Source organism: Winogradskyella jejuensis, from assembly GCF_900129745.1.
GTDB classification, from domain to species: domain Bacteria; phylum Bacteroidota; class Bacteroidia; order Flavobacteriales; family Flavobacteriaceae; genus Winogradskyella; species Winogradskyella jejuensis.
In genome coordinates, this window is sequence record NZ_FQWS01000002.1 from 56494 (window position 1) to 69096 (window position 12603).

Genomic DNA, 12603 nt, shown 5'->3' on the forward strand with positions numbered 1-12603 from the left:
TATTATATAATTTACAAAATCTATTTTTTTGTATTACTCAGCTTTCGTCGGTAACGTGCTGACAAACTAACAAATACTATTCTACAGTTACTCTTATGCCTTCAGAATGACTGCTAAACTCCGGCGCATACATCGATTGAATTGAGGTAATTCCATTACTCATATCTCCAGCATTATTAACACGCAAATCGTACTCAAAAACGTAAACGCCTTTTGGTAAATAATCGATAAAGAAGTTGGTTGCGGCGTCTTTTGTACTTTCATAATAGCCTAAGCCGTCTTGCCATTTGTATTGTGATAACACATTGATAGCCTCAAAACCTGCAGCACGCATATCTTTAAGATGAAGGAATTCCATATCGCGGTCACTACGTAATTCTATACGGACTTTTACTAAATCGCCAACATTGAGTTTGGTGTCTTTAGTAATTTCTGTGATTTCTTCACCACGGTCAGTATTGGTTTTTAGGAATATTTTTTTCTTCAGTTTAAGCGGTGTTTCAGCAGGTGTGATTTTATCCAAATCCTCAAAATATTGCCAATAAAGCGCACCCCAAGCAATGCCATCTCCTTTTTTAGAAAGCGTGACTTTAGATTGCTCTGGTTTAATTTCAGAACCATTCCAGCTAGTTTTGTAGTAGCCTGTACCGGCTTCAACTTTTACGTTCTCTAATTTAGAGGGTGAAATAGTTTCATTTCCTACCTTGACTTCAATAGTATCCTCAACACTTAACCAATCGCTTCCTTGTAATAATAAAGCATAAACCGCTTCTGTAGTTGCTTTAGTGGTTTCCCATTTATTGGTTTGCTTGTTTTTAAGTAGCCAAATTTTCAGGTTGTCAATAGTTTCTACATCGTTTTGAATTTCAGAAAACGCTTCAATCAATAAGGCTTGTGTTTCTATTGGTGCTTGGTGCCAATACCATGATGCTGTGTTTTCTTTCCAGTACATGCCTAATTCTTGGGATGTAATTGAATTTTCTTCCAAAGATTTTAAGATTTTAGAGGCTGTTTTTTCATTTTGATTTCTATGAGAAACCAACGCCATTAAACCTTTGGCATAAAGCGAACGTTTTAGCCAGTATTTTTGAATTTGCCCATTGTAATACTCCATAATTTTAGAGACTTCTTTTGAAGCTTTAATTTCAGGATAAAAGCTGCGGACATATAAATAATGCAATTGCGTGTACGATAAATGGTCTTTGTTTAAATCTACTTTAGAACTGTACTTTTTAAGGTCTTTATATTCTTTGACGAATTCTTGATCTAAATATTTAATAGCCTTTTTTATCATTTCATCTTGGTCAGAATTTGAAATGACTCCAATATGCTTTAGATGTCCAAAACCAGAAACTATATGCTGTGTAATATATCTGTTATCTCTGCCGCCATTAAACCAAGGCCAAGCACCAGAATTATACTGATTGTTTTTTAGTTTTCGTAATGCGCCTTGTAGCTCGTTATTCATTTTGTTTAAATCGAATAATAAGGCAATGCGTTTTTTCTGCTCTGTTTCAGATTGTGCATCCCGTAACCAAGGTGTTTCTTCTATTAATAAAGATTTTAGCTCTTGGTTTTTTTCTAAGTTTGAAATCAAAGTATCAGAATCAGTAGTCTTCCATTGGTTAAAAACTGCTTCTATTCTAGGATTAGAGTTAACAACATGTTGTGCCAATGCATTAGCGTAATAGCGACTAAATGTTTGCTCATTACAATCGTATGGATATTCCATTAAATACGGCAAAGCTTGCACGGCATACCACGCAGGATTTGAGGTGATTTCTAACGTGAGCTTGTGGTTTTTTAATGTTGTAGACGAATTATTCGCCAACTTATCTAAAGTGAATGTTTTAGTCTGATTTGAACGCACCCACATCGGTAAACTCTCAGTCACCAACATTCTATTGGTTAAAACGGGTAAGACATTTTGCTCCCCGTCGCTAAAATTTTCAGTTTGTGCGATGATTTTATATTGTATTGCTTGAATGTTATCAGGAATAGTTAAAGACCAACTTGCATTAGCATTTCCTTTGGCATCGACTGAAAAGTTAGCCCCATCTAACTTCCCCAAAGGGGAAGAACTGAGCAAGTCTGATGTTATGTCTTTTCCAGTTATTGCATCTTCAAGTATGAGACTTGCAGTTCCACTCAATTCTTTATCTGTAAGATTTGCAATCTTAGTGCTAATCGTAATGGCATCACCTTGGCGAAAAAAACGGGGTACATTTGGCAAGACCATCAACTCTTTTTGGGTAACTGCTTCAAATTGCGCTACCGAACTTTCTAGAGTTTTGGTATGTGCTAAAAGTTGTAATTTCCACTTGGTTAAGGCTTCTGGAGCTTTAAAATTAAAACTTACATTGCCATCTTTGTCCGTTTGCAATTGAGGAAAGAAAAACGCCGTTTCTTTAAAATTTTTGCGGATTTGGATTTGATTGGTTGGCACGCCATAAATTTTCATATATGCAGCTCCCACGATAGTTGAATCTCCGGGAACTAATTTTACTTTGTCTGAAATAAATTGATATTCTGGGTCATTTAAATCATCATTATTTGCAAACTTAGACTCTTTCATGTATTGAGGTGCAACAGCTGCTTCCGCAAGTTCTTCAACAAAAATTAGTTCATCAAGATTATTTTTTGATTTTCTTTGAGTTGATGCATAGCCTCTAATACGAATGTCATCTCTTCCAAAATAAAACCCAAACCAATTCCAACTATCAAAACCTTGATAGGTGTAACTCTTTGTGACTTTAAAGTAATTGGTATTTCTAAAATTGGCAATGTTATAGCTTCTATAACTGTTCTTATTTAGTCTAGAATAATAGTTGGGATTATTAATAGGCGAAAAGCTCCAATTGTTGGGCGTAAACTCATCTAGAGAAGCGTCATACATACTGGCTAAAACCTCAGCAGCGACCTTATCGCCTTTTGGTCCTTTGATTTTAAACTGCCAAGTTTCATCCTGTCCTGGTTGAAGTTTGTCTCTAAAGGTGCTGGTTTCAATTTGTAAGTCCGTTTTAGGATAAGGTACTTTTACAAAAACTGAACCTGACCTAAAATAATTAAATGCAGAGAAACTATAATGTACCACAAAACCACCTAAGTCTGCATTAATAATTGGTAATGCTATGCTTTGCTTAGAATCGCTAAGATTATGAATTTGGGTTTCGGTAATGCTTCCGTTTTTTTCAATGTCTATGGTTACCGTAATAGCTTTAGCAGAAGTGCCAAAGGTAAGCTTAGCATTTTCGTTAGGTTGGTATTCGGCTTTATCTAAACTAGCGTCAAATAAATTATTGTCAGCAACAGTTTTGTCCGAGTCACTAAATAGAAATGTATAGACCTGGTCTTTCACATCTTGACCAAACTTGTCTTTGCTTTCTAGTGTGATAAGATAAGTGCCAGATTCCCAATTTTTGGTGCGCTTTAGGGTGATTTCTTTCGATTTTTCGGTATCAAAATCCGTTTCAAAAACTGCTTTTCCTTTGTCCCAGTTTTGTATTTGGCTCTCGTTATCATAAGCCCAATGCGGAAATAGTTTTTTAAATTCAGATTCATTCAAAACTTTATAATCTGGTGTTTGCCAAGGTCGTGGTCTTAAAACTGCATCAGGGTGTTTAAGCTTATAAACTTTTATTAAACCTTTAGCTGGTATAAACTCACCATTAAGATTTGTGGTGTTGATACTGATTTCAGTCGTTTTTTTAGACTTATCAATACGTTGAGGTGCATTAATATTTGCTGTTAAGGCATGATAGCCCACACGAACGGTTGTAGACGCACTTCTTGTTTCGCCATTAATGTCTATGACATCAGCAGTAATTTCGTATGTAAAAACAGGTAGATTTTCTTTAGATGCCTTTTCGTCTGGTAATGCTTTAAAGGTAATTTCAAATTCACCTTTTGCATCCGTTTTTGTTTCTCCAAATGTGATTTCTTGTTCGCTGGAATTATAACTCGGTCGTCTCCAATAATACCAACTAGGAAACTGTACATTTCGTTTTACGCGATACACCACTTTGGCATCCGTAATGTTACTTCCTGCAAAAGCAATGGCGTTTCCTTTTATTGTTACACTGTCATTCACCTTATAGGTTTCAGTGACTGGTAAAAATTGGGTTTCAAACTTTGGGCGTTTGTATTCTTCTACTGAGAAGTACTGCGATGCAAAGCCTAATACTTCAGAATTTGTTCTTATGGAAAAATCGCCTGTTAATCCACTATTTGGTAAAATAAATTCGCCATGAAAAGACCCGTACTCATTGGTTGTAAATTGGAGTTCGCTTAATTGTTCGCCATTAACATCATGCAAAGTTGCTGTTATAGTCTCATTTGGAACAACTACTGTTTTTTTATCTTGGGTTACAGTAGAAATGCCTTTAAAATATACGGTTTGTCCAGGTCTATAAATACTTCTATCTGTAATAATGTACGTTCTGTAATTTGGTTTTGTATTCTTTTGTTGTTTGTAAGCTCTGTTAATGTAAGATTCGCCAAAGATTGCTTTTTCGTTGCCTTTGGTGATGGTTGTTACCACATCGTAATAGCGATTGTTATTCTTGTCGAAGACAAATCGACCTTGTTGGTCTGTAGTGAATTTCTTTTCTCTTCTATCGTTTCTGTCGTATGAAGCAGAATACACCAACTTTACTCTGGCGTCAACAATAGGCCTGCCGTTATTACGATTAATAATTTGGTAACTCACTTTGTCATTCTCCTGTGTTTCTACAAGAGCCATGTTGGTGACCTGAATATCTGTAGTCGCAAAAACATCTGAATTTGTATGCGCCGAAATGATATAAATGCCATTTTCTAAGTTAGGAAGCACAATTTCTGTGCTGTGATTTTGATAATCGTTTTCGTCTTTTAGTTGACTTGAAAAAGATTTATGAATCTTTAATCTTTTGAGGAATTTTGATTTTTCTTCTGGTCTGTATTGCCTATTCAATTTATCGAGTTGCGACGAATTAACTTTGTAAATTTTGAAATCTAAACCTTGAAGATTCTTGTAATTCACTAAAACTAGTGAAGGCTGATTAATAGGAATATATTTCTCCGTCTTTAAACTCAGATTGGGAGTTAAAATCTGTTCTTTTAAAACGGCACATTTTTTTGCCCCATCACTTTCTGGAAATTTAGAAATGATAGCATCGCAAATCGCTATTGCTTCTTTGTTTTTCCATCTGAATTGTTCTCTGTCTTCATTAGAATATGCATTGTATTTTCTAGCTTGATTGCTTAAAAGAGCTGCGAGCTCAAAACTGTATAAACCTGAGTTTTTAGTGTTGCTTATAGGTTGTAATTCCTCATTAAGTGTTTTGATAAGTTCTGATTCAACAGCTTCAAAAGTGGCGTTTTGTTTTACAAAGTTGAGTCTTTCGATATTTGCCGAAATAAATGCTTTAGAGTTTTTGTCTTTTTGATGAAATCGTAAAAGGTTTTGATAAATTTTTAGAGCATTCAGCTGAAGATTTACAGAATCTTTAGAAGTGATGTTTAGTCCCATAAATACATCGCCCTTCGAGATTAACTCAGGATTTTTGATAGTGAATTTATAAGCCGGTTGCGTGATGCCGTTTTCACTACTCTTGTAAAATTCTAGAGCATTATGGCTTAAAAAATCGAATAGCGTCGGTCTGTAAGTTTTAGAGTTTTCTACCTCGTTTAACAAGGCTTTGTATTTTTCTAAAGGTTCTTGTTGAAGCACCAATCCACTTTGCAAAGAACGTTGGTAATAGTGATGAACTTCGGCAAATAGTGTTTCTAAGTCCCAAGTTCTAAAATCGTCAGCGACTTTCTCAGATGTTTTAGAACGGTTGTAAAATTTATAACGATTGTTTTGGTAGTATTGCCAGTAGAGTTTTGCCAATAAATTTTCTAGGATATGTTTTGTTACAACATCTTGAGATTCAATTTCGGTTTTAAAATTTTCAATAATTTTAAGTTGTGAATCTTCTTCAAGGATTTGCAAATACTTGCTTTGGTACAATAAAGATTTTACAATTTGAATACTATTCTTTTCTGACTTTGCTTTTTTAAATATATTATCTACAGCTTCAGAAGCCGATTTGGTTAAGCCTTCAGTTTCTAACTTCTCTACAGCAGCCCAATCAGAATCGTAATTAGTGTTCTGAGCTGTTGAAAATGAAGAAAAACAAATGAATATCAAGGCAATTATATGGTATTTCATATTAATTAATTTTACAGCAAAATACCTTCAAAAGGTATTCCAAAAAAGACACAATGCGTCACTTTTAGTTTTGCTTGAGTGAAGTTAGCAATTTTATGAGGGAATTGGTGTGTAAGAAATTTAAAATATTTCCGACTTTAAATTTATACTTCAAATTGTATTTTAGCAGTTCAAATGAGATACATTTTTCTTTTTTTAAGCTTCCCATGTCTTCTTTTAGGGCAAACACCTAAAGAAGACGCTTCTAATTATATAGCTCAAAAGCAGTATGTAAAAGCTCAGAGATTAATGATGGATTATGTTTTGGAACATCCATCAGATAAAGAAGCTATAGAGTTGCTTGCTGATGCATACGGCTATCAAAAAAAATGGGACGAAGCTATTGAGCACTATGAATTACTCAAAGACTTAGAAACTAATAATGCTAACTATCATTATAAATATGGAGGCGCTTTAGGGATGAAAGCTTTGACTATGAGCAAGCTCAGAGCTCTTGGTAGTATTGGCGACATAAAATCTTCTTTTTTAAAAGCTGCGGAGTTAGACCCTAAACACATTGATACACGTTGGGCATTAGTTGAACTTTACATGACCTTGCCTGGAATTGTAGGTGGAAGTAAAAAGAAATCTTTGAAGTATGCTAATGAGCTTGAGGCGTTGTCAAAAGTTGATGGATATCTTGCCAAAGGCTATATCTATGAGTATGATGACGAGCCAGAACTCGCCGAAAAGTATTATAAAATGGCAGTAAAGGTTGGTGGTTCTGTAACCTGCTACGAAAAGCTAACCAATCTATACGAATCACAGAATGAGCCTGAAAAAGCTATCGAGACTATAGAGGCTTCTCAGGATAAGCACAAACGTAATGCACTGCATTATCAATTAGGTAAAGTTTCTGCAGATTATAATATTCAACTAGATAAAGGAGAGCAATGTTTGCTTCAATACATAAAAAATTATACTTCAGCAGATGGCGTGCCATTAGAATGGGCTTACTATCGTTTGGCACAGATTTACAAGCATAAAAAAAACTCAAAAAAAGCGCTAAATTATATAGATAGAGCGCTTTCTCTTCGTTCTGACTTTAAGCAAGCTTTAAAGGAAAAAGCTGCAATTTCAAAATAATATTTTTTTTTCATTTTAGGTCGTCTTGTTTAGGTTAATAGTAATAATACTTAAACATTTGTTAATTATTCGCAAAGGTGATAGTATTACTATTAAATTCGCGTTTTAAATAATTAATGATGAAAAATTTACTCTCCAGTATTAAGATTTCAGTGCCAGAGAAGATATTTCTGAAAGACCCTGAGTCTTCGGATTTAGGAAAGCGCATTATAGAACATAGTATATTGTTAATTGATGAGATTGGTTTCGATAATTTTACATTTAAAAAATTGGGAACTAAAATTGGCTCTAACGAGAGTTCTATATACCGATATTTTGAAAGTAAACATAAGCTACTACTATACTTAACATCATGGTATTGGGCTTGGATAGAATATCAATTAGTGTTTTCCACGTCTAACATTCCTAATCCTGAAGAGCGATTGCTTAAAGCTATAGAAATAGTAACGCAAACGATTAAAGAGGATTACGATTTCTCTCATGTTAATGAGGTAAAGCTTAATCAAATCATCATTAATGAGTATTCTAAATCCTATCTAACAAAAGAAGTTGATAGCGAAAACAAAGAAGGCTATTTTGAAGTCTATAAGCGTTTAATTACGAGACTTAGAGATATGATTTTGAATATTAATCCTGAGTATAAATTTGCGTCTAGTATTTCTAGTACTATAGTAGAAGGCGCTTTACATCAACATTTTCTTAAAGACCATTTTAAATCTATTACTGATTGTAGCGAAAAAGTTACACCAACTAAATTCTTTCAAGATTTAACGATTAACGCTATTAAACCAAAATAAGATATGCTTCAAGAAAAACCACTTTTAACCCCATGGCAACGTTTCATTGGGTTACTTAAGCTTGAAAAAAAAGATTTATTTCAAGTGATATACTATGCTGTTTTCTCTGGATTAATAGGCTTAACCCTGCCTCTAGGAATTCAGGCTATTATAAACTTAATCCAAGGTGCCCAAGTAAGTACATCATGGATAGTACTTGTTAGTTTAGTGACTATTGGTGTAGCTTTTGTTGGAATTTTGCAACTTATGCAAATGCGTATAATTGAGACTATTCAACAGCGTTTGTTCATGCGAGCATCTTTTGAGTTCACCTATCGTTTTCCAAAAATTAGGATGGATGAGCTACATAACTACTATCCGCCGGAGTTAGCAAATCGATTTTTTGATGTGCTCACAGTGCAAAAGGGTTTGGCAAAACTGTTGATAGACGTACCAACGGCTGTGCTACAAATTGTATTTGCGCTTGTTTTACTGTCATTTTACCATCCGTTTTTTATAGCATTTGGTGTATTGCTTATAGCGCTCATATATATTGTATTTAAATATACAATCCAACGTGGTATGGACACGAGTTTAAAGGAGTCTAAGAAAAAATATATCGTAGCCCATTGGATTCAAGAAGTGGCTAGAGCTATCATGAGCTTTAAAATATCAGGTAAAACATCTTTGGCCATTGACAAAAATGATAAGCTAGTCGAAGATTATTTAATAGCGCGAGAAAGTCACTTTAAGATATTAATTATTCAATTTATCCAAATGATTGGGTTCAAGGTTTTAGTTACTGCTGGACTTTTACTAATTGGTGGTTTACTTGTGCTTAATCAAGAAATGAATATTGGACAGTTTGTCGCGGCAGAAATTATTATTCTTTTAGTCATCGGGTCAGTAGAAAAATTGATTCTAGGTTTAGAATCTTTTTATGATGTACTAACCTCTTTAGAGAAGATGGGTCAGGTAGTAGATAAAAAAATCGAATCTCAAGATGGTGAAGAAGTCAGAGTCGATAAAGATTTTAATATAGAGTTAGAAAAAGTATCCTATGTTGTACCAGACAGAAGTTTGCCAATTCTTAATGATGTGTCATTAAAAATTAATTCTAAAAGTAGAATTTTAGTAAAAGGTGAGAGTGGCTCAGGAAAATCCACACTAATTAGAATACTTTCTGGAATCTTTAGACCAACTACAGGTCGTATTTTCTTGAATGATACAGCTGTTAACAATCTAAAATTAAATAGTTACAGAGCACATTTAGGATTGGTGTTAAGTGATGAGACACCTTTTGAAGGCAGTATTAGAGAGAACTTAACTCTTGGAGACGAGTCAATAACCCAACAGAAAATAGAAGAAATTTTATCTATTGTCGGTTTAGTTGATTTCTTAAAGGAAACAGAATTAGGTTTAAATACCGTGATTTATCCAGAAGGACGACAGATTCCGTTTACAGTTACCAAAAAAATCATGTTAGCAAGAGCGATTCTTAAAAAACCTAATATGATGATTTTAGAAGAACCTCTAGAGCATTTTGAAGCGCAAGAGACAAAACGAATTATCAAATACCTCACAGATGCAAGCCATCCTTGGTCTTTAATTGTTGTAAGTTTTAATCCAGAGTGGTCAGATAGCTGTACTCAAATCTTAAACCTAAGTAAAGGTCAAATCGTTTAAATAAAAGTATTATGTTAAACATTTCTCGTAACCCATTAAATAAAGATGTAGATTTAAGTCACTTCAAATCTGCAAGTCATGTATTTAATAAAGATTATTACAAGTATTGGAGACGATTTTTAGGAGGATTTGCTATCGTTTGTTTTATTATACTTTTTTTACCGTGGACTCAAAATATTTCGGGTCGAGGTAAAGTAACGTCACTTACGCCAGAGCAGCGTCCACAGACCATACAATCCCCAATTCCTGGAAGTATACAACAATGGTATGTGCGCGAAGGTGATCAGGTAAAGAAAGGTGATACCATTATGAAAATTGCCGAAATCAAAAGTGAGTATTTCGATCCTAATCTTGTACAGCGAACAGAAAAGCAAAGACAAGCAAAATCTTTTTCTGTTGAGTCTTATCAAGGAAAGGTAAAAGCGCAAAATGTTAGAATTGGTGCACTTGTAAGAGAAAGGAAGCTAAAGCTAGAAATGGCTGAGAATAAAATTTTACAAGCGCTTCAAAAAGTAAAAGCTGATAGTATAGATTTGGTAGCCGCAAGAACCAATCTAAGCATTGCGCAAACAAAATATAACCGAGCAGATTCATTATATCAAGATGGATTTACGGCATTAAAACGTGTAGAAGACGCAAGAGTTAAGTTGCAAGAAACTCAGGCAAAAGAAACCTCTCAAGAAGCTAAACTTTTAGTTAGTAAAAACGAAGTGATTAATGCAAGGTTAGATATTGCCCGCATTCAGGCAGAATATGCAGACAAGATTTCTAAAGCCGAGAGTGAAAAATTTTCAGCATTATCTAATCAATTAGACACAGAAGCCCAAGTGCAAAAATTAGAAAATGAAGTCTCAAACTATACCATACGAAATGGATTACTATATGTTACTGCGCCCTATGATGGATACATACAAACTGCGCTTCGTGGTGGTATTGGGCAAACTTTCAAAGAAGGCGAAGAGCTAGTAGGTATTATCCCAGAAAATGTTGACTTAGCTGTAGAGACTTTTGTAGAGCCTATAGATTTACCATTAATTCATAAAGGTGAAAAAGTACGTGTGCAATTCGATGGATGGCCTGCAATAATTTTTAGTGGATGGCCTAATGTGTCTTACGGAACTTATGGTGCTGAGGTTGTAGCTGTAGAGCGTTTTATTAGTCCAAACGGAAAATTTAGAGTTCTACTCAAGCCTGACCCAGAAGACCATGCTTGGCCAAAAGATGTGCGTCCAGGTTCGGGTGCATTTACAATGGCGTTGTTAGAAGATGTGCCAATTTGGTTTGAGTTATGGAGGCAGCTTAATGGTTTTCCACCAAATTATTATCAGCCTATAGATACGGCAAAAAACACTAAAAAGAAATAGCAGATGCGATATCTTATAGTACTCATTTTAGTCGGTTTCTGTTTTGTTGGGCATGCTCAGTCAGATAGCCTAGCCAATATTTTACGTTTTGATGAATATTTGGGTTATGTCAAGAAATTTCATCCTATCGTTAAGCAGGCTGAGTTAGTTATTGACGAAAGTCAAGCCAAGCTTATGAAATCTCGTGGCGCTTTTGACCCTAAGATTGATGTAGATTACGATAGAAAGAAGTTTAAAGGCACAGAGTATTTCGATAAATTGAATGGTACCTTTAAAATACCTACTTGGTTTGGTATCGAGCTTAAAGCAAATTTTGAAGAAAATTCGGGAGATTTCTTAAATCCTGAAGCTTTTGTGCCAGAAGATGGCTTGTATTCTGCAGGAGTTTCCGTGCCTATTGCACGTGGATTACTCATCAATGATAGAATGGCATCATTAAAACAAGCGCGGTTATTTAGAGAGCAAGCTAAGGCAGATAGAGATATCTATGTCAACAACATCTTATTCGAAGCTTCTAAAGTGTACTTTAAGTGGCTAATGGCTTATAATGAGCTCAGGCTTTTTGAAAACTTTCTGACCAATGCCGAGTTGCGCTATCGAGGTATTTTAAGAGGTGTGGAATTGGGTGAAAACGCACAAATAGATGCAACAGAAGCCAGAATTGCATTGAATAATCGAAAGCTGAGTTTAGAGCAAGCACGTATAAAAATGCTTAAGGCTTCATTAGAATTATCAACCTTTTTGTGGTTAGATAATAACATACCCGTAGAATTGCAGCCTAATGTAATTCCAGATGTAGATACAGAGCCTATTGTTGATGCTACTTTCGATATAAATCAATTACGAAATGTTGAAGTCATCATCGATGAGCACCCAAAACTCTTATCATTAGACTACAAACGTCAAAGCCTAAATGTAGAAAAACGTCTCAAAGCAAATATGTTGTTGCCGAGAGTTGATTTGGAATACAATTTCTTAACCGAAACACCAGATATAGGTCGTTCTTTTAATACTGCTGAATACAAAGGAGGACTTAATGTAAGTATGCCTTTGTTTTTAAGAAAGGAAAGAGGCGATTTAAAATTGGCAAAAATTAAATTAAGAGACACAGAGTTTGAAATCGATGCCACTCGTGTTAATCTTCAGAATAAGATTAATGGTTTAAAACAAGAGTTGGATTCTTATGTGACTCAAAACGAAATTACCGTTCAAATGGTTACAGATTATCAGCAAATGCTGATTGCCGAAGAGCGTAAGTTTCAATTAGGAGAAAGCTCTTTGTTTTTAGTGAATTCTCGTGAGTCCAAACTTATCGAAGGGCAATTGAAGGCTATCGAAATTCAGAATAAGTTTTTTAATACCAAGGCAAAGCTATTTAATAGTTTAGCAGTTAACCCTGAGCTTTAAATAATTGACGTAAAGATGACGTTAACTTGACGTAACAACCAGATATGTCTAA

Annotated in this window: 6 protein-coding genes; 5 read left to right on the forward strand and 1 reads right to left on the reverse strand. The window is 34.7% G+C overall.

The window, feature by feature from the left end; translation table 11 throughout:
- Positions 1-76: 76 nt before the first annotated feature.
- Positions 77-6193, reverse strand: a complete 6117-nt coding sequence (locus tag BUB95_RS07980; protein ID WP_073085306.1) for an alpha-2-macroglobulin family protein — start codon at positions 6191-6193, stop codon at positions 77-79.
- A gap of 174 nt (positions 6194-6367) precedes the next feature.
- Here BUB95_RS07980 and BUB95_RS07985 point away from each other — a divergent pair, with 174 nt between their 5' ends.
- The 5 genes from BUB95_RS07985 (at position 6368) to BUB95_RS08005 (ending at position 12551) form a co-directional block, all read left to right on the forward strand.
- Positions 6368-7318, forward strand: a complete 951-nt coding sequence (locus tag BUB95_RS07985) for a tetratricopeptide repeat protein (protein ID WP_073085308.1) — start codon at positions 6368-6370, stop codon at positions 7316-7318.
- Between the two features lie 119 nt (positions 7319-7437).
- Positions 7438-8115 carry a TetR/AcrR family transcriptional regulator gene (locus BUB95_RS07990; RefSeq protein WP_073085309.1) on the forward strand — a complete coding sequence of 226 codons (678 nt, stop codon included), beginning with the start codon at positions 7438-7440 and terminating at the stop codon, positions 8113-8115.
- A gap of 3 nt (positions 8116-8118) precedes the next feature.
- Positions 8119-9780 carry a peptidase domain-containing ABC transporter gene (locus tag BUB95_RS07995; RefSeq protein WP_073085311.1) on the forward strand — a complete coding sequence of 554 codons (1662 nt, stop codon included), beginning with the start codon at positions 8119-8121 and terminating at the stop codon, positions 9778-9780.
- A gap of 11 nt (positions 9781-9791) precedes the next feature.
- The gene (locus tag BUB95_RS08000; protein WP_073085313.1) at positions 9792-11144 is read left to right on the forward strand and encodes an HlyD family secretion protein; all 1353 of its coding nucleotides are present in this window, start codon (positions 9792-9794) and stop codon (positions 11142-11144) included.
- 3 nt (positions 11145-11147) lie between these two features.
- The gene (locus BUB95_RS08005; protein ID WP_073085315.1) at positions 11148-12551 is read left to right on the forward strand and encodes a TolC family protein; all 1404 of its coding nucleotides are present in this window, start codon (positions 11148-11150) and stop codon (positions 12549-12551) included.
- The last annotated feature ends 52 nt before the right edge of the window (positions 12552-12603 follow it).

Coding starts and splice junctions, on each gene's coding strand:
- BUB95_RS08000 (WP_073085313.1), top strand. CDS start 9,792: ATGTTAAACATTTCTCGTAACCCATTAAATAAAGATGTAGATTTAAGT.
- BUB95_RS08005 (WP_073085315.1), top strand. CDS start 11,148: ATGCGATATCTTATAGTACTCATTTTAGTCGGTTTCTGTTTTGTTGGG.
- BUB95_RS07990 (WP_073085309.1), top strand. CDS start 7,438: ATGAAAAATTTACTCTCCAGTATTAAGATTTCAGTGCCAGAGAAGATA.
- BUB95_RS07995 (WP_073085311.1), top strand. CDS start 8,119: ATGCTTCAAGAAAAACCACTTTTAACCCCATGGCAACGTTTCATTGGG.
- BUB95_RS07985 (WP_073085308.1), top strand. CDS start 6,368: ATGAGATACATTTTTCTTTTTTTAAGCTTCCCATGTCTTCTTTTAGGG.
- BUB95_RS07980 (WP_073085306.1), bottom strand. CDS start 6,193: ATGAAATACCATATAATTGCCTTGATATTCATTTGTTTTTCTTCATTT.